Here is an 18440-nt window from a genome sequence, read left to right on the forward strand (position 1 = left end):
CGAACGATCCATCGAAGCTCAGCCCCGACTTCCCGTCCAACTCCCCAGAAGCGCCTCAGCGCCGCCGGTGAAGGGGGTTCTACGGATAGTTCCGCAGACCCGCAACCCCTTTTTTCGGCAAAGATTACGTTTTTATGACTTTGCCGGGTTTTTCCATGATTTTAGGAGCTTGCGTGGCTTTTGTTGCTCGGATCGTACCGTTTCGCGCAAGTTTCATCGCGCACTGACGCAAGGGGAGCCGTTACAGAGACCGCGTACCAGGGTTAGCGCCACCGGAATCGCATCCGTTTCGGGGGGTCTCGGCGCGACTCGGCGCAGCTCGATGCTGCTTCCGGCACGAATCTCGCGAGTCGCCCGCGCTATCTCAGAAGGTCTTCAAGGATGATGAGCGCGGCCATGCCTATGCATCGGCCACGCGCTTCGCTTTCGACGCGGTCAGTCCGCGACTTCGGGCTCGAGGTTCTTGGCGACGATGGGCGCCGCCGTGGGATCGATCCCGTGCTTTTCGAGCAGATGCTCGAAAAGTCCGCCCTTGTCCGGCAGCCCGCCAGGCCGCGACAGAAGGAAAGCGCGCATGCGCCGGCCGTAAAGATGGATGGACGTCGTCTTGTCGGTGACGAATTCCATGGCCGCGTCGCGCTTGCCGCCGCGCACGATCATGCGGCGCCGCTTGAACGGCACCGGATAGAGCACCTCGACCGGGAAGGCATGCGCATCTTCACCGGTCTTTTTTAGATAATGTGTTACCGCGGCCGGCCCCCAGATCCCCCAGGGCAGCTCGCTGACATGCACGGGCGTGCCGGCATCGATCTGCGCCTGCAACTTGGCGCGGGCGCCGTCGCTGTACCATTCGGGAATGCCGAACTCGTCATGGCTCATTTCGAGCAAACCGGCGAGCGCCGGGCTGTCCTTGGGAAGACCAAGGACGCCGCCATTGATGTGACTGTCGCTCTCCCACCCGAAATAATGTCCGGTCTGCGTCTCGAAGGGCTTGACGCAATAGGCATCCGTATCGGCCCAGATCGTATCGTCGCATTTCGTCAGGAGATGATAGCGGAACACGTCCGAGAAGAGCGCGAGGCTCCCTGTGCGGCCATGCGAGATGAAATCGTCGCGTTTCAGGATGACGTCGCCATGCACCATCTCGGCGCCCTTGGGCACGTTGGTGACCTCGCCATAGTGATAGAGCGTCACCTCGTGCCCCGCATCGAGGAACGATTTGACGCATAATTGCTCGAGATAGCTGAGCGGGCCTTCGACCCACAGCATAGCGATGCGATGAAGTTTGCTCATTTCAAAGACTGCCCTTCTGACTGGGAATTTCCGGCTCGGCTCATGCCCCGGAGTTTCAAGCAAGGTTCGGCTGCGCTCATGGCTGCAACATTCTCACGCGCTCCTTCGCGGCGATCTCGGCCACGTCCTTCTCGTAAAGGCCGGTCAGGTGCGCGCGCTCCTGTTCGGTCCAGGGATCATAGCCCGGATATTCGGGGCCGCGCGGATAGGCTTCCTGGATTTCGACCCGGCGCGCCAGGGCGGCATCGCCGCCATTGCGCTCGATCTCCATCAATATCTCCTGCACCGCGCGATGACTGGCCGAGGGCCGCCCCCGCGAGCGCTTGGGCTCGGCCAGTTTCGACGCATCGACGCCGGGCCCGCAAAGATTGGCGATGATGCGGTCCGACAGGGCGGAAAAATCCTCGTGCCGCCAGATGACCAACTCCGCCTCCGGGAAGGTCTCGAGCGTCTGGTCGATGAAGCCGGTCCAGCTCGGAAGGTTCGACAGGACCGAGCGTTTCATGCGGGCCTCCGGGATCACCTTCTCCCCCGAGGCTGAGCGCAGGAATTCCACGAAGGTTGAGGCGAAGAAATCGGGGTAGTTGCGGATGGCGAGGTGAACTTCGGTCACCGGATAGGGGATATGCTGCGCGAAGATCGTCATCAGCATCCGGCGCCAGCGATAGATGAAGCCGCGCCGCACGCAATGCCCGCTATGGCCGGCCATGTTCTCGTCCGACAGCACGATGCGCTCGCCGGGGCCGGCGTCGATCTTGGCGAAGAAGAGCCGCGCCTTTTCCTCGAGCTCCTCGTCGGTGACCTTCGGATCGAAATCCATCCCGATCTTCTCGTAACCGTTCAGCTGAACCGGCACGGTGTATTCCTTGCGCGTGTCGCGGTGATGGACGTAATGCACGCCGCTCTTGCGCAATCGGCCCGCGTTGCGCTGGAGAATCGACTGGATATGGCTCGTCGCTGTCTTGTGGACGCCGCCATGAATGACGACTTCGGGCGTCTCGGCGGACATTATGTCAGCTGTCCTGCATCTGCGGCGCGGCGTTGATCTCGATGATGGCGTTGCGGAAGGCGTCCCAGCCTTCGCGCTGACGCAGCTCGGCGATCTTGGCGCGGTGCCATGTGACGGCCTCGCGGTGGAGGCGCGCAAGCTCGGGATCGCGCATCATCGCGGCCAGTTGCTTGCGCAGGGCCGGCACGCGCGCACGCAGCGACGTGTCCGTCTGCGTGTTGAAGTTCATGTTGGACCAGTAGGAAATGCCCTGATCGTCATCGACATGGTTGGTCCGGCCGCGGTCCCGCTTGACAAGGAAGCTGTCGACCGAGCGCACGGCGTAATGATGCAGGCGCACATAATCATGTCCGAACCCGCCCGAGGCCTTCCAGCCGTGATCGAGATAGAGGTCCGGCATCGGCTTGCCCGCGCCGTCGACCCACGCGATATCACCCCGATCGAGATGATAGAGCGGTCGATGCACCCGCAGCTTGGCGAACCGATCGTTGTTGCGCACGAGCGTCTTCATCCCGAGCGAGCGGAAATTGGGATATTCCGTCTCGCCCAGTCCTCGGTCGAACTGGTCGATCACGAGATCTTCGGAATACTCGATGCGCCCGCTATTGCCGAAAAGCTTCCAGCAGACCGAGATGCCGTCGGCATCGCCCACGGCGGCATAAAGATCGTCGAGCCGGCCGCTGCCGACACGGATGTTCAAAAACTCGTCGCAATCCGCGCAAAGCAGCCAATCGGCCTCCTTGACGACTGGCTGGCGCGAGGAGTCGCGGAGCGCGGTGCGCTGCGGGCTGACACCCTCGCGCAGCGGGTTCTGGCGATGCTGTGCCAGTCCCAGCTCCTCCAGCCGCTTCGCGATGAGATCGGTCCCATCGGCGCAATCATTCGTGTAGATCAGAATGTCGGTGAACCCGATCATGCGATTATAGGCCACCCATTCGAGCATGAAGGGGCCTTCGTTCTTCATCGTGGTCACGATCACGTTCTTAAGCCCGAAGCCCTTGGCGGGCACCTTCTTCCCGGCATTCTCGGGCGCGCGGATGCGGGCCATCGTCCCGTCGGTCGGAACCTTCGCGCGCTTGATCTTGGCGTGAGAGCCCTTGCGCGGGCGGCGCGCCTCCTCCTCGGCGACCGGCGGCTCGGGCGCCTTGCCTGCCGCCTTGGCGGCCACGACCTCGGCGGCCTGAACCTCCGCCGCCTGCACCTCCGCGGCCTTGCGCTTGGCGCGGCGCAGGCGCTTGCGGAATGCCTTGTCGAACTCGTCGGCCAGGCCCTCCCGGCCCTTGTCGCGGAAATAGCTCGACACGGCGCCGCGATACCACGGCAGGCTCCGCCGTTCACGATAGAGGCTGTAGAAGTCGGGCGCGGTCAGCTCGTCCATGATGCAATGCGTCATCACCGGCTTCAGCGCGCCGATCTTGCGCAGGAAAACGGCCGTCTTGTGGTTCGAGAACCAGCAGTTGAAAACGCGGATATTGTCCCCCTCGAAGCGCTCCACATGCTTGCGATCGAGCTCGAAATAGGGATCGTAGAAGATGTTGACCCGCCCCGCGCCCTTCGTCAGCGCGGCGGCATCGCCGAGCGGCAATGTCCAATCCTGCCGCTGGCCGTTCTCGTAGCGCGTCTCCCAGGGAACAAGCTCGGGATCGAGCGTGCTTTGCGGGTTGATCGCCACGACATGCGCGCCCGGCACGAGCGACGAAAAGACGAGCGATGCGTAGCCGCCCATCGACACGCCCGCGAAGACCACACGCTCATACCCTTCGAACAGCCCCTGCGCGACGAGGGCCTCGAAGCGCTGGATCAGATCGGCGTCGCGATACCAGTCGCTGACATGAGCCATGACACCGAGATGCGAGAAACCGTTATCGGCGGCGAACTTGTAGGCCCAAGGCTCGCGCAGCACGCTTTCGTCATTGACGTTGGACAGGTTGTCGAAGGTCACCAGAAGACGATCGCTTGGCCGTTTGACGAACATCAGCGAATGTCGAAGGTTCTTCTCGAAAAAGCCCTCGCCCTCCGCACCGGGGCGCAGATCGTCCAGCCACCTGGGCGTTTCGGAGACCTCGTCCAGGCCGTCATTGTCGTCTTGATCTGCCATCTGTCCAACTTTGCGTTGCATGTGTTTATGCGCGCTGTGAGCTTTCGGCCTGCCTCGGACCACCCCAACGCTTTGCGCATGACTGTAACCCGCCAAGCTCAAAACTGGCAACATATCTTAGTTTTTGTGGTTATTGTTTCCCTGCCCGCAACCTATCGGCCACATGTCGGCGCGCAGGCATTTTGCCGCGCCTTCACCGTTTGCCGGGCCGGCCACCCCCGAGTAACACTTGCCTTCATGACCGAAACCGCTCGGAGGGCGCAATGCTGGATACCCTGAAACGCGCGATCGTGCCGGTGACGGCGCTCGTGCTGTCGATCCTCGCCATCGCGCTCAGTGCCTTCAGCGCGGCGTGGCTCATTCTTCTCGTCTTCACCCTGCCGGTGGTCGCGCTCGGCATCTACGATTGGCAGCAGCGCACATGGACCATCACCCGCAACTTTCCCGTGGCGGGCCGCATCCGCTGGCTCTTCTACAAGCTGCGCCCCTATCTTCGCGCCTATATCGTCGAGGATGATCTGAGCGGCACGCCCTATTCCTTCGATGCGCGCAACCTCGTGCACGCCCGCGCGCGCGGTGAAACGGACACGCATCCCTTCGGCACCGAGCGCGACACCGGCGCCGGCGATCATCACTGGCTCATGCACTCGATCGCGCCCGAGGATGACCCCGAGACCAACCCCCGCGTTCATGTCGGCAACGATCAAACGACCAAGCCCTATTCCGCGTCCGTCCTGAACGTCTCCGCGATGAGCTTCGGCTCGCTTTCGGCCAATGCGATCCGCGCGCTCAATATCGGCGCGGCGAAAGGCGGCTATTACCACGACACGGGCGAAGGCGGCGTGAGCGATCACCACACCAGGCATGGCGGCGATCTCGTCTGGGAAATCGGCTCGGGCTATTTCGGCGCGCGCACCAAGGACGGCAATTTCGACCCCGAGATGTTCCGCGACACCGCCCAGACCGATCAGGTCAAGATGACCGAGATCAAGCTGAGCCAGGGCGCGAAGCCGGGGCATGGCGGCATGCTTCCGGGCAGCAAGGTCACCGCCGAGATCGCCCGCGTGCGCGGTATCGAGCAGGGCAAGGATTGCATCTCGCCGCGCGGACACAAGGCGTTCTCGACCCCTATCGAGATGCTCGAATTCGCGGCGAAGTTGCGCGATCTCTCCGGCGGCAAGCCCGTGGGCATCAAGATGTGCATCGGCCAGCCCTACGAGGTCTTCGCCATCATGAAGGCGATCCTCGAGACGGGCATCAAACCCGAGTTCATCGTGATCGACGGCGCCGAGGGCGGCACCGGCGCCGCCCCGCTCGAATTGTCGGACTGGATGGGCACGCCCCTGACCGAAGGGCTGATCCTCATGCGCAACGCTCTTGTGGGCTGCGGTCTGAAGAACGACATCAAGCTGGTCGGCAGCGGCAAGATCTATTCGGGCATGGGCCTTGCGCGGAACATGGCGATCGGCGCCGATTGGTGCAACGCCGCGCGCGCCTTCATGCTCTCGGTGGGCTGCATCCAGTCACAGCGCTGCCACATGGACACCTGCCCCACCGGCGTCGCGACGCAGAACGCCGCCCGCCAGCGCGGCCTCATCCCCGAAGTGCAGGGCCCGCGCTCGGCGCGTTTCCATCACAAGACCGTCGAGGCGCTTGTGGACATGGTGGCCGCCGCCGGCCTCAAACATCCGAGCGAGCTTCAGCCGCATCACATGATGCACCGCGTCGGCCCCGAATCGGCGTTTCCCATGGACGTGATCCACTCTTTCCTGCCCGAAGGCATCCTGCTCGATGCGCCGGAGGACACGCTCTATGCCGATTGGTGGGCCGCCGCGCAGAAGGACAGCTTCAAGCCCGGCACCGATCTCGTGAGGCGCCGCGCAAAGTCCAAGCTGATGAGCGCCATCGTCTGATACCGGCAGCACATGGCAAAAGGGCCGCGCTGCGAGGCGCGGCCCTTTCTCGTGTCATATGGCTCAATGAACCACGGCGTCCTCGGGACGGGGGCGCCCGGTGCTGCCGACGCGGTCCCCGATGATGAGCCCGCCATCGCCCGCCGTGACCCTCACGGTCGAGCCGTCGAGAACGTCACCGGCCAGAAGCATCTCGGCCAGCGGATCCTGAACCGCGCGCTGGAGAACCCGCTTGAGCGGCCGTGCGCCGAAGACCGGATCATACCCCTCGTCGGCCAGCCACTTCTTGGCCGCCTCGTCCAGATCGAGCGTGATCTTGCGGCCCAGGAGACGCTTTTTCAAACGCTCGAGCTGCACCTCGACGATGCCGGTCATGTTCTCGCGGCTGAGCCGGTCGAAAATCACCGTCTCATCGAGGCGGTTGAGGAATTCAGGCCGGAAATGGGCCCGCACCGCCTCCATCACGCCGCGCTTGGCATCGGCCGCATCCGCCCCCTCGGGTAGTTGGCTAAGCGCCTGGGAGCCGAGGTTCGACGTGAGGATGATCAGCGTCTGCTTGAAGTCCACGCGGTGGCCCTGACCATCGGTCAGAACGCCATCATCGAGCACCTGCAAGAGCACGTTGAACACATCCGGATGCGCTTTCTCGACCTCGTCGAAGAGCACCACCTGATAGGGGCGCCGGCGCACGGCCTCGGTCAGAACGCCGCCCTCGTCATAGCCGACATAGCCCGGAGGCGCGCCGATCAGACGGGCGACCGAATGCTTCTCCATGAACTCCGACATGTCGATGCGCACCATCGCGTTGTCGTCGTCGAAGAGGAATTCGGCCACGGCCTTCGTCAGCTCGGTCTTGCCCACACCGGTCGGCCCGAGAAAGAGGAAGCTGCCAAGCGGGCGGTTCTCGTCGTTGAGGCCCGCACGCGCACGGCGCACGGCGTTCGCCACGGCCTTCACGGCCGCATCCTGACCGATGACACGCTTGTGCAGCCCGGCCTCCATGCCCAGGAGCTTTTCGCGCTCGCCCTCCAGCATCTTGGCGACGGGAATGCCCGTCCAGCGCTCGACCACCTGCGCGATCTGCTCGGGGCGCACGGCCTCCTCGACCATGACGCCGTCCTCTTCGGACTGCTCGGCCTCCGCCAGATCCTTCTCGAGCTGCGGGATCACGCCATAGCTGAGCTCACCGGCCTTCGCGAGATCGCCCGCCCGCTTGGCATGATCGAGATCGATCCGGGCGCGGTCCAGCTTCTCCTTGATGTCGCGCGCGCCGGCCAGCTTGTCCCGCTCGGCCTGCCATTTCGCGGTCATCTCGGCGGAGCGTTCCTGCAATTCGGCCAGATCCTTCTCGAGCTTCGACAGACGGTCCTTCGAGGCGGTGTCGTCCTCCTTGCGCAGCGCCTCGGCCTCGATCTGCTTTTGCAGGATATCGCGGTCGAGCGCGTCGAGCTCCTCGGGCTTCGAATCCACCTCCATCCGCAGACGGCTGGCGGCCTCGTCCATGAGGTCGATCGCCTTATCGGGCAGGAAGCGGTCCGTAATGTAGCGATTGCTGAGCGTCGCGGCGGTCACGAGGGCCGAATCCGAAATACGCACACCGTGATGCAGCTCGTATTTCTCCTTGATGCCGCGCAGGATGCTGATCGTGTCCTCGACCGTCGGTTCGCTGATGACAAGCGGCTGGAAACGCCGCGCCAATGCGGCGTCCTTCTCCACATGCTTGCGATACTCGTCGAGCGTGGTGGCACCGATGCAGTGCAATTCGCCGCGCGCCAGAGCGGGCTTGATGAGGTTCGCCGCATCCATCGCACCGTCGCCTTTCCCGGCGCCGATCAGCGTGTGCATCTCGTCGATGAAAAGGATGATCTCGCCCGCCGCATCCGTCACCTCGTTCAGCACGGATTTCAGACGTTCCTCGAACTCGCCGCGATATTTCGCACCGGCGATGAGCGCGCCCATGTCGAGGCTCAAAAGCCGCTTGTTGGCGAGGCTTTCGGGCACGTCCCCATTGACGATGCGCAGCGCCAGACCCTCGGCGATAGCGGTCTTGCCCACGCCCGGCTCACCGATGAGAACGGGGTTGTTCTTGGTCCTGCGGCTCAAGACCTGCATCGCGCGGCGGATCTCGTCGTCGCGGCCGATGATGGGATCGATCTTGCCCTCGGCGGCGGCGGCGGTCAGATCGCGCGCGTATTTCTCAAGCGCCTCATAGGTGTCCTCGGCGCTTGCCGTGTCGGCGGTGCGCCCCTTGCGGATGTCGTTGATCGCCTCGTTCAGCGTCTGCGCCGATACGCCCCCGGCCTCGAGGGCCTCCTTCGCAGGCGACTTCGTCAGCGCCAGCGCTTGCAAGAGCCGCTCGACGGGCACGAAGCTGTCCTTGGCCTTCGTCGCCAGCTTCTCGGCCTCGGCCAGAACCTTGCCGGTCTGCTGATCCATGTAGGTCTGGCCCGCGTCACCCGTCACGCGCGGGATCTTGGCCACGGCGATGTCGTTGGCCTGCGCGACGCGCGCGGGATCGCCGCCGGTACGGCGGATCAGGTTGGCGGCGAGACCTTCGCCGTCATCCATCAGGGCCTTCAGAAGGTGTTCGGGGGCGAGGCGCTGGTGACTTTCGCGCATCGCGATGGTTTGCGCCGCTTGGATGAATCCGCGCGAGCGTTCGGTGAACTTGTTCAAGTCCATGTCTTTCTCTCCTTTTCAAGCGATCCCAATGCGGCACACCCTGCGATAGGCATGTCCCTGCGGAACCCTCGAGTTGTATTTGGGCAACAGCCCAGGCGGCTTCAAGGTCTGGCAACCCCTGAAATGCCGCTTTGGTAAACTTTTCGTCAACCGTGATGAAACCGTAACAACGCCCCCTTAGTTGATTGGGAGAAGGGTCAGTTATCCACAAGCCCTTCACCGGCCGGAGAGGCCGGTTCATCGAAGGAGCAGTCCAATGAAGATCGAGAAAATTCAGTTCGACAGCGTGCGCTACAATCCCGAGATTGGCGCGTTCGAGACACTCGTGAAAATTCATGATCGCGGACAGACGTTTTCCTACCCGGCCCAGGTGGCGGCGCCGCTTCACGCCGAATACGGCCTGATCGTGCGGGGCCTCGCCCAAGCGGCGAGCAAGGCGCACAAGAACGCCGCCGGCAAGACCCGTCTGCATCACGCGGCACCGACCCGTGCGGCCATCGCGGAGGCGAGCCAGAAATCGATGCTCTCGCGCATTCTGGGCACCGCTGCGGCCTGAGACAGCATCCGCGCGGTTGACGCGGGGCCGGTGCGCCGTATGAAGGGCGCACCCGCCACCGACACGAAAGCCGCGCCGATGACCGACAGTTTCGATCCCCGCCTCATCGTCGCGCTCGACGTGCCCGATGCCCTATCGGGCCTTGATCTGGCGGGACGCATCGGCCCGCAGGTCGGCTTCTACAAGATCGGCCTCGGCATGCTGACGGGCGGCGGCCTCGCCCTCGCCAACGAGCTTAAATCCGAGCACGGCAAGCGCATCTTTCTGGACATGAAGCTTTTCGACATCGGCGCCACCGTCGAGGCGGCGGTGCGCGGTCTCGTCCAATTCGATCTTGATCTTCTGACCGTTCACGGCGATCCGCATGTCGTTCGCGCCGCCGCCGAAGGTGCCTCGGGCAAACCCACGAAGATTCTCGCGGTGACCATCCTGACGTCGCTCGACCGCGCCGATCTCGACGCGGGGCTGATCGAAGCGGGCGACATTCCCGACTTGGTCGCCACCCGCGCGGCGCGCGCCTTCGAGGCCGGTGCCGACGGGGTCATCGCCTCGCCGCAGGAGGCCGCGCTCATCCGCGCCCTGCCCGAAGCGGCCGGCAAGCTCATCGTGACGCCCGGCGTGCGCCCGGCGGGCAGCGCGCTCGGCGATCAGAAGCGCGTGGCGACCCCCGCACAGGCCATCGCCGACGGCGCCGATCACATCGTCGTCGGGCGCCCGATCTGGGCGGCAGACGATCCCGCCGCCGCCGCCGCGGAAATTCTCGCCAGCCTGACCTGAGCGGCGGGCCGCCGGAATTTCGCCTTCGGCGAGGATATTTTCGGCAAGAAGAATAGGCGGGATTAACGCCGCCCCTTCCGCTTGGTATGATGGCCCATGCCCGCATTCTGCCGTGATTGCCTGACCGAGAACGAGCCCACGCAGCGCCGATGCGTCGCGTGCGGTCGCCCGCGCGTCATATCCCATCCTGAGCTTTATGATCTGGGCATCGCGCATATGGATTGCGACGCCTTCTACGCCAGCGTCGAGAAGCGCGACGATCCGTCGCTCGAAGGCAAGCCGGTCATCATCGGGGGCGGGCGGCGCGGCGTCGTCTCGACCGCGTGCTATGTCGCGCGTATTCGCGGCGTGCGCTCCGCGATGCCGATGTTCCAGGCGCTCAAGCTCTGTCCCGATGCCGTCATCATCAAACCGCGCATGGAGGTCTATGCCGAGGTCTCGCGCCGAATCCGCGCGATGATGGAGGACCTCACACCCGCCATCGAGCCCTTGTCGCTCGACGAGGCCTTCATGGACCTGCGCGGCACCGCCCGGCTGCACGGCGCGCCACCCGCCGTGATGCTGGCGCGGCTCGTGCGGCGCATGCGCGATGAGCTTGGCGTGACAGGCTCGATCGGGCTGAGCCATAACAAGTTTCTGGCGAAGATCGCCTCGGACCTCGACAAGCCGCGCGGCTTTTCGGTAATCGGCGCGGCGGAGACGGCGGAGTTTCTCAAGGACAAGCACGTGCGCCTCATCTGGGGCGTCGGGCAGGCCGCGCAGGCGTCCCTGGAGGCGGCGGGCATTCGCAGCTTTTCGGATCTGCTGCGCTGGGAGCGGACGGATCTGCATGCCCGTTTCGGCGCGATGGGCGACAGGCTCTGGCATCTCGCGCGGGGGCAGGATCACCGCCGGGTCGATGCGCGCGCGCCGGTCAAGTCGATCTCGAACGAGACGACATTCAACGAGGATACCGGCAATCTCGACATTCTGGACGGACATATCTGGCGTCTGGCCGAGAAGGTTTCGGACCGTGCCAAGGCGCGGCGCCTCGCCGGCAGGGTCGTCACGCTCAAGCTCAAGCGCGCGAACCATACCAGCCTGACGCGGCGCCAGTCGCTGCGCGAGCCGAGCCAGATGGCCGACACGCTCTACCGCACGGCACGCAGCCTGATGGACGGCGCGGCGGGCGAGGCGCCCTTCCGCCTCATCGGTGTCGGGCTGTCCGATCTGGTCGAGGAAAGCGCCGGCGATCTTTCGGGCGATCTGCTCGATCCCGGCGCGCTGCGCCGCAGCGGCGCCGAGCGCGCGCGCGACAAGATCCGCGCGAAATTCGGCGAGCAAGCCATCGTCAAGGGGCGCGCGCTGCGCTGACGCTCATTCGGCGGCGAGGGGCATGCGCGACACCGGGCGTCCGATCTCGGCCAATTCGGCGATCACGCCCTTCATGAGCGTATGGAACGCGTCGAAATCGGCGCTCGGCGTCACCGTCCGCTCGTCCATGTAGAGCGCGCGGTCGATCTCGACCTGAACGGCGTGGCGGCCCCGCGGCGGGCGCCCGTAGGCCTGCGCGATATAGGCGCCCGCGAACGGCGTGTTGCGCGCAACGCTCAGCCCCGCGCGCAGGAACGCGGCCTCGATCTTTTCGGTGACCTCGCGGCTCGCCGAGGCGCCGAACCGGTCGCCTAGCACCACATCGGGGCGCCGCGCGCCGCTGCGCACACTGCAGTCGAGCGCCTCATGCGGCATCGAATGGCAATCTATCAGGATCGCGTTGCCGAAGGCGCGATGGGCCGCGTTCATCTCGGCGGCGAGGGCCGCATGATAGGGCCGCCAGAAAAGGTCGATCCGCTTGCGCGCCTCGGCAACGCCGATCTTGCCGTCGTAGATCGCCCTGCCCCCGGCGACGACGCGGGGAATCACTCCCAGCCCCGACGCGATGCGCGGATTGTGCCCGTGATGCCGCGCGCCCTCGATCAGCGCGGGATCGAGCTCGTCCGCGCTGCGGTTGAGATCGACATAGGCACGCGGCGCGCCGGCGAGGAGCAGGGGCGCGCCATGCAGGGGCGCGGTCTCGAACAAGCGATCGACGAATGCGTCCTCGGAACTGCGGATGGCCAGCGCATCGGGCAACGCGCGCTCGAGAAAGGTCGCCGGATACGCACATGACGAATGCGGCGAGGCGAAAACCACGCTGGTCTCGCGCCGCAACGGGGCATGAAGGTGATAGGCGGCTTGCGACATCGTGGCCTCGGTTGTTATCCCTTTATGATAGACCGAAGTTTCGCGCGATCAAAAGCCCCTTGATCCCCGGTCCGACTCCTTTTATAGACCGGCGGACCGACGCGGACAGCCATGGCGCGAGGGTTTTCGGATCATGGCTCAAGTGCCGGTATTCATGGGCGATTAGCTCAGTGGTAGAGCACTTCGTTGACATCGAAGGGGTCACAAGTTCGAACCTTGTATCGCCCACCATGAATTCACTGGCTCTTTCGGGGGCCGTCCGCAACCCCAGGCGCTGGCCCGCGCCGCGACAGACAGGAGATGAACGATGAAAGTTCGCAACTCGCTCCGCTCGCTCAAGAACCGGCACCGGGACTGCCGCGTCGTGCGCCGCAAAGGCCGCGTCTACGTGATCAACAAGACCCAGCGCCGCTTCAAGGCCCGCCAGGGCTGAGCCGGCACGCGCCGCCTCGGCGGCACGCTTATCAACCCCGTCCTGCCCCGGCAGGGCGGGGTTTTTCGTTGTGCGCGCGGCCTTGCCGACGCGCCGAAATCCGGCTTAGCTGGCCGCGAGCAACGGAGTGCCGGCCATGCGCGCGCAACAGATCATCGTCATCGGCGCAGGCATCTGCGGACTGTCCTCCGCCATCTGGCTGAGGCGCGCGGGGCATGACGTCACCCTGATCGACAAGGACGGCCCCGGCGCGGGCGCGTCCTATGGCAATGCTGGGCTTCTGGCGGAATGGGCGGTCGTGCCGGTCAGCGGGCCGGGCATCGGCTGGACCGGTCTCAAGTACCTTTTGTCCCGCGATGCGCCCCTGTCGATCCAGTGGTCCCAGCTGCCGCGCCTCGTACCCTGGCTTGCGGAGTTCCTGCGCAATTCCTCGGACACGCGCACGCGCGGCATCTCTGCCGCGCTCTCGCAGCTGCTGCACGGTTCCGTCGATCAGCACCGGGCCCTGGCGCGCGGCACGCGGGCCGAGCGCTGGATCGCGTCGAGCGACTTCGGCTGGGCCTATGCCGACCGCGCGGCCTATGACAAGGATGCCTATGGCTGGGCCTTGCGCCGCGCCGCCGGGTATACGCCCGAGGTGATCGAAGGCGCGGCCGTCCGCGAGGTCGAGCCGATGCTGGGCACCGCGACGGGCTGCCTCGTGCGGCTCCGCGGGCATGGGCATGTCACCAATCCGGGCGCCTACATGGCCGATCTGGCGAAGGTGCTGGAGGAAGAAGGCGGAACGTATCGCCGCGCCGAGATGCGTGACGTCACGCTCGAGGACGGGCGCATCACCGAAATCGTGACGGATCAGGGCCCGCTGCCTTGCGATGCCGCCGTGCTGGCGGCGGGGATCTGGTCAGAGGGGCTGGCGCGCAAGCTGGGGCTGAAGGTTCCGCTGGTGGCCGAGCGGGGCTTTCACCTCGAATTCAAGAACCCCTCGCAGATGCCGCGCATGCCGCTCATGATGACGAGCGGCAAATTCGCGGTGAACCCGATGGCGCAGGGGCTGCGCTGCGCGGGCATGGTGGAGCTCGGCGGCACCGCACCCGCCATCTCGCGTGGGCCGATCGAGCTTTTGCGGCGCAACGTGGCCAAGATGTTTCCGGCCCTTGAATATGAGAGCGTCGAGGAGTGGATGGGGTTTCGCCCCTCCACCCCCGACAGCCTGCCGATGATCGGCCAGATCGGCGCGAGCGGCGTCTATGCCGCGTTCGGCCACCAGCATGTCGGGCTGACCGGCGGCCCCAAGACGGGCCGCTGGATCGCCGGGCTTATCGGTGGCGGCGGCAATGCCGAACTCGAGGCCTTCGGCGCGAACCGCTTCGGCTGAGCTTTCAGCCCAGCTCTTCGCGCAGCCGCGCCATGCGGTCGGCGATCTGGCCGCTCAGAAACTCGTTCTTGAGCCGTCCATCCTCGCCGAACTCGTTATGCGCCGCGGCCACGAGGATGAGCGGGCCGTGAATCACGTTGACCTGAAGCTGCGTCAGGATCGAATGCGTCATGAAATGCCCGGTCTCGCCACCCGTGCGGCCAGCAGCGGCGGAAAGGATCACCGCCTTCTTGTCGGCCAGCACGTTGGGCTTGGCACGGCTCAGCCAATCGATCGCGTTCTTCAGCACGCCGGAGATGCCCTTGTTGTATTCGGGCGAGCCTATGACGAGCGCATCGGCGCGGCGGACCTGATCGATCAGCGTCTGGACCGGGGCCGGAACGCCCTCGTCCTCGACATCGCCGTCATAGAGCGGCAGGTTCAGATCGCCCTCGATCACCTCCGCATCGCCATAGGCGCGCGCCGCCTCGGCGACGAGCATGCGGTTGAAGGACGCCTTGCGCAGCGAGCCGGAGAGGGTCAGCAGAACGGGTTTGGTCATGGGGTCATTCCTCGGGGTAAGTTGCGTTGCCCCTTACTTGCGCCGCTCGAGGCGCGAGGCAAGGCACGCCAATGCACAGAAATTGTGCGAAACGGCGCAACAAAAAGTCCCGGACGCGGGAGGGGCGTCCGGGACAGGTGGCCGTTTCCGGCATGCAGGAAGTCGAAAGCCGAGGGCCGCGTCACCAGGCGGTAGGGCCCTTGTCCGCGAAGGAATGGACAAGAAAGTCGATGAAGGCGCGCACCTTGGGCTGCGTGAAGCGGCCCGGCGGATAGACCGCATAGATGCCCTGTGTCTCGACCGGCAGATCGGGAATCACGTCCTCTACAAGGCCCTTCTCCATCGCGCCTGCGTAAAGATAGCTGGGCAGATAGGCGATCCCGAGGCCGGAAATGGCGGCATTGAGGAGCGACTGACCGTCATTGACCGAAAGCCCGCCGGCGGTGCGCACCTGGCGCTTCTCGCCCGAGGGCGCCGTCAGCTTCCACACCGACCCGCCCGCCTGGCTGGAATAATGCAGCAGCTTGTGCTCGTTCAGATCGTCGATCTTGGCGGGCCGCCCGTATTTGGCCAGATAGCCCGGCGAGGCGATCATGCGCTTCGTCGTCTCGGTCAGCTTGCGCGCGCGCAGGGTGCTGTCCTCCAGCTCGCCGATGCGGATGGCCATGTCGAAGCCTTCGGAAATGAGCTCCACATAGCGGTTGTTGAGTACCATGTTCACGGTGATCTCGGGGAATTCGTCGAGGAACGTGCCGAGCACCGGGCTGAGATGGTTCACACCGAAATCGGTGGCGACGCTGATCCGCAGAAGGCCCGAGGGATCGCTCTGCATCGAGCTCACCAGCGCGTCGGCCTCGCCCGCGTCGTTGAGAACGCGGAGGGCGCGGTCGTAATAGGCAAGCCCGATCTCGGTCGGGCTGACCCGGCGCGTCGTGCGGTTGAGCAAGCGCGCGCCCAGCCGCGCCTCGAGGGACGAGACGTGCTTGGACACGGCCGATTTCGAGATTCCCATCTTGCGGGCCGCATCGGTAAAGCCGCCCTGATCCACCACGGTGGCGAAGGCTTCCATTTCGGTGAGGCGATCCATTCGCGCATCCTTCCGTCGATTTCTTGAAGGCAGGTATGCGGGGCAATCTGGGCGCAAACTTGGCGCGCGCTGGACAATATCGGGGTTTTGTCGCGCATCGTTCGCGGCTGCGAAACACGCGGGCGCCAGTTCGTGGATGCTAGAAGAGGCTCCCTTGCCCCGGCGGAGCGGGCTTGTCGGCCTTTTTTCTTGGGGCGGGCGCGGCGTCGCCGAGGCTGATCCGCCCGTCCGCGAACTCGATCTCGAGCGCACTGGCCGCCTTGGCGGCCTTGCGGCTCGTCACGAGCGCGCCATCGCCGCGCACCACCGCATAGCCGCGCGCGAGCGTCGCCTTGTAGCCCAGCGTCTCGCGTAGACGGTCGAGCGACGCGATGCGATCGGCCCAGCCGCTCACTTGCCGCTGCCCGGCCGCCGAGAGGCGCTGACCGAGCCGGTCCATCTGATCGCGCCGCGCCGCCACGCCTTCGTCCGGCGCGCGTGCGGCCAGTCTCTGCGCCAGCGCATCGAAACGCCGCCGGTCGTCACGGGTGCGGCGCTGCAACGCGCCGCCCATCCGCTCACTTGCCGCCGCCAGTCGCCGTGTATCGCTTTCGATCATGCGGCGCAGCACGCCGGGGCGCAGCGCGCCCCCGGCCTCCGACAGCGCAACGCGGCGCAGCTGCACGCCGCGGATCAGCGCCGCAGGCAGTCGGTCGCCCCAGACATCGAGCTTCTGGCGCGGGCTGTCGAGAAGCGTCTCGGGCCGGGGCAGGGCGCGGACCAGATCCCGCAGGCGCTGGCCGCGCTGGGCGACCCCGCTGCCGAGCGAGCGGATGAGCCGCCCTTCCAGCCCGTCGAGCCATGCCAGCAGATCGAGCCGCACCGGCACCGCGAGTTCCGCCGCCGCCGTAGGCGTCGGCGCGCGCTTGTCCGAAGCGAAGTCGATCAGTGTCGTATCGGTCTCGTGCCCCACGGCTGAAATGAGGGGGATCTCGCTCGCCGCCGCCGCACGAACCACCGATTCCTCGTTGAAGCCCCACAGATCCTCGATCGAGCCCCCCCCGCGCGCGACGATGATGAGATCGGGCCGGGGCATCGCGCCACCGGGCGTCATCGCGTTGAACCCCTCGATGGCCCGCACGACCTCGGGCGCGCATCGCTCGCCTTGGACGGCAACGGGCCAGATGAGCACCTTGCGCGGAAAACGGTCGCGCAGACGGTGCAGGATATCGCGGATCACCGCGCCCGAGGGCGAGGTGACGACGCCGATGATGTCGGGAAGATAGGGCAAGGCGCGCTTGCGCCCGGCATCGAAGAGGCCCTCGGCGGCGAGCGCCGCCTTGCGCCGCTCCAGCATCGCCATGAGCGCGCCCGCACCCGCCGGTTTGATGTCCTCTATGATGATCTGATAGCGCGATTGCCCGGGGAAGGTCGTCAAGCGCCCGGTGGCGACCACCTCCATCCCTTCCTCGGGCTGGACCGGCAGACGCCCCGCAACGCCCTTCCAGATGATCCCGTTGATGACCGCGCGGTCATCCTTCAGATCGAGATAGATATGCCCCGATTTCGGCCGCGAGACACGGCCGATCTCGCCCTTGACCCGGACGAAGGAGAACTCGCCTTCAATGAGACGTTTGATCGCGCCCGAAAGGTCCGAGACCGAGAATTCGGGCGCGTTGTCGCCGGGATCGGGATCGTCGATGAGGTCTGACATGCCTCATCAATGCCCGATCCCGGCGCGCTTGAAAAGATGCGCGGCATGTGCGCCGCGCATCATTGGTCAGGCCGCCCGCGAACGGTGCTTGCCCTCGGCGATTTCCTCGATCAGCTTGGCGTTGAACGCGGGCAGATCGTCGGGGCTGCGGCTGGTGACGAGCGCCTGATCGCAGACGACGTCGCTGTCCTCCCACTTGCCGCCGGCATTCTCGACGTCCTTGCGGATCGAATGATACGAGGTCACGCGGCGGCCATCGACGATCCCGGCCTCGATCAGGAGCCAAGGCGCATGGCAGATAGCGCCGATGGGCTTTTTCGCGCACCAGAAGGCATGCACGAATTCGACGGCATCCTTGTTCGCGCGCAGGATATCGGGATTGATCTGCCCGCCCGGCAGCACGAGCGCGTCGTAATCTGCGGATTTGACGGCGTCGAGCGTGTGATCGACAGCCACGTTGGTGCCCCAGTCATCGCCGGACCAGCCACGGATTTCGCCGCCCTCGGGCGCAATGACGTGGACGGTCGCCCCGGCATCCTTCAGGGCCTTGAGCGGCTCTTCCAGCTCCGATTGCTCGAACCCGTTGGTTGCGAGAATTGCGATCTTGCGGTCGGAAATATCGGCCATTTCGTGTTCCTTTCCATGTTCCATGGTGACTGAAGGCACAACGCGCCGCACCCCCCGCTGTTCCATCACATGATGCGCGCCGATCCGCTTGTCTGCGCGCCGCCATGCCCCTATTGAACGGATGGCGCATAAA

General features: G+C 65.3%; 15 protein-coding genes and 1 tRNA gene. 7 read left to right on the plus strand and 9 right to left on the minus strand.

Annotation, left to right across the window (positions count from 1 at the left end; genetic code table 11):
* Window positions 1-435: 435 nt before the first annotated feature.
* The 3 genes from ACGRVM_RS10590 to ACGRVM_RS10600 all read right to left on the minus strand — a co-directional run bounded on the left by ACGRVM_RS10590 (window position 436) and on the right by ACGRVM_RS10600 (window position 4400).
* The gene (locus ACGRVM_RS10590) at window positions 436-1293 is read right to left on the minus strand and encodes a hypothetical protein (RefSeq protein ID WP_377171410.1); all 858 of its coding nucleotides are present in this window, start codon (window positions 1291-1293) and stop codon (window positions 436-438) included.
* A gap of 76 nt (window positions 1294-1369) precedes the next feature.
* Complete coding sequence (locus ACGRVM_RS10595; RefSeq protein WP_377171412.1) at window positions 1370-2302, minus strand: hypothetical protein; 933 nt, start codon at window positions 2300-2302, stop codon at window positions 1370-1372.
* A 4-nt stretch (window positions 2303-2306) separates the two neighbouring features.
* Window positions 2307-4400 (minus strand): glycosyltransferase family 2 protein, encoded by a 2094-nt coding sequence (locus ACGRVM_RS10600; RefSeq protein WP_377171414.1) that lies wholly within the window; start codon window positions 4398-4400, stop codon window positions 2307-2309.
* Window positions 4401-4663: 263 nt separating this feature from the next.
* On the opposite strand from ACGRVM_RS10600, the gene ACGRVM_RS10605 reads away from it, so the two are divergent.
* Entirely contained in the window at window positions 4664-6313 is a 1650-nt protein-coding gene (locus ACGRVM_RS10605) for an FMN-binding glutamate synthase family protein (protein WP_377171417.1), read from the plus strand.
* Between the two features lie 63 nt (window positions 6314-6376).
* On the opposite strand, the gene clpB is transcribed toward ACGRVM_RS10605, so the two are convergent.
* Window positions 6377-8995: an ATP-dependent chaperone ClpB gene (gene clpB, locus ACGRVM_RS10610; RefSeq protein ID WP_377171419.1), complete on the minus strand. Its 2619-nt coding sequence runs from the start codon at window positions 8993-8995 to the stop codon at window positions 6377-6379.
* A gap of 256 nt (window positions 8996-9251) precedes the next feature.
* Here clpB and ACGRVM_RS10615 point away from each other — a divergent pair, with 256 nt between their 5' ends.
* From ACGRVM_RS10615 to ACGRVM_RS10625, 3 genes are all read left to right on the plus strand, one after another.
* A complete protein-coding gene (locus ACGRVM_RS10615; RefSeq protein WP_377171421.1) occupies window positions 9252-9551 on the plus strand; it encodes a hypothetical protein in 300 nt (99 codons plus the stop codon).
* A 39-nt stretch (window positions 9552-9590) separates the two neighbouring features.
* Entirely contained in the window at window positions 9591-10328 is a 738-nt protein-coding gene (gene pyrF, locus ACGRVM_RS10620; RefSeq protein WP_394624055.1) for an orotidine-5'-phosphate decarboxylase, read from the plus strand.
* Between the two features lie 96 nt (window positions 10329-10424).
* Window positions 10425-11681, plus strand: coding sequence for a DNA polymerase IV (locus ACGRVM_RS10625; RefSeq protein WP_377171425.1), 1257 nt, complete (start codon window positions 10425-10427; stop codon window positions 11679-11681).
* 3 nt (window positions 11682-11684) lie between these two features.
* Here the strand turns inward: ACGRVM_RS10625 and ACGRVM_RS10630 are convergent, their stop codons facing one another.
* A complete protein-coding gene (locus tag ACGRVM_RS10630) occupies window positions 11685-12551 on the minus strand; it encodes an N-formylglutamate amidohydrolase (RefSeq protein ID WP_377171427.1) in 867 nt (288 codons plus the stop codon).
* Between the two features lie 156 nt (window positions 12552-12707).
* Here ACGRVM_RS10630 and ACGRVM_RS10635 point away from each other — a divergent pair.
* From ACGRVM_RS10635 to ACGRVM_RS10645, 3 genes are all read left to right on the plus strand, one after another.
* Window positions 12708-12782: transfer RNA gene (locus tag ACGRVM_RS10635), tRNA-Val, on the plus strand.
* A gap of 76 nt (window positions 12783-12858) precedes the next feature.
* Window positions 12859-12984 carry a type B 50S ribosomal protein L36 gene (gene ykgO / locus ACGRVM_RS10640; RefSeq protein WP_005850168.1) on the plus strand — a complete coding sequence of 42 codons (126 nt, stop codon included), beginning with the start codon at window positions 12859-12861 and terminating at the stop codon, window positions 12982-12984.
* 136 nt (window positions 12985-13120) lie between these two features.
* Window positions 13121-14359, plus strand: coding sequence for an NAD(P)/FAD-dependent oxidoreductase (locus tag ACGRVM_RS10645; RefSeq protein WP_377171429.1), 1239 nt, complete (start codon window positions 13121-13123; stop codon window positions 14357-14359).
* A gap of 4 nt (window positions 14360-14363) precedes the next feature.
* On the opposite strand, the gene ACGRVM_RS10650 is transcribed toward ACGRVM_RS10645, so the two are convergent.
* The 4 genes from ACGRVM_RS10650 to ACGRVM_RS10665 all read right to left on the minus strand — a co-directional run bounded on the left by ACGRVM_RS10650 (window position 14364) and on the right by ACGRVM_RS10665 (window position 18307).
* A complete protein-coding gene (locus ACGRVM_RS10650) occupies window positions 14364-14900 on the minus strand; it encodes an NADPH-dependent FMN reductase (protein ID WP_377171431.1) in 537 nt (178 codons plus the stop codon).
* A gap of 181 nt (window positions 14901-15081) precedes the next feature.
* Complete coding sequence (locus tag ACGRVM_RS10655) at window positions 15082-15987, minus strand: LysR family transcriptional regulator (protein WP_377171433.1); 906 nt, start codon at window positions 15985-15987, stop codon at window positions 15082-15084.
* 139 nt (window positions 15988-16126) lie between these two features.
* Window positions 16127-17680 carry an exodeoxyribonuclease VII large subunit gene (gene xseA / locus ACGRVM_RS10660; RefSeq protein ID WP_377171435.1) on the minus strand — a complete coding sequence of 518 codons (1554 nt, stop codon included), beginning with the start codon at window positions 17678-17680 and terminating at the stop codon, window positions 16127-16129.
* Window positions 17681-17746: 66 nt separating this feature from the next.
* Window positions 17747-18307 (minus strand): type 1 glutamine amidotransferase domain-containing protein, encoded by a 561-nt coding sequence (locus ACGRVM_RS10665; RefSeq protein WP_377171437.1) that lies wholly within the window; start codon window positions 18305-18307, stop codon window positions 17747-17749.
* Between the last annotated feature and the right edge of the window lie 133 nt (window positions 18308-18440).

The sequence above is a fragment of the Roseovarius aquimarinus genome (assembly GCF_043661195.1).
Lineage (GTDB): Bacteria > Pseudomonadota > Alphaproteobacteria > Rhodobacterales > Rhodobacteraceae > Roseovarius > Roseovarius aquimarinus.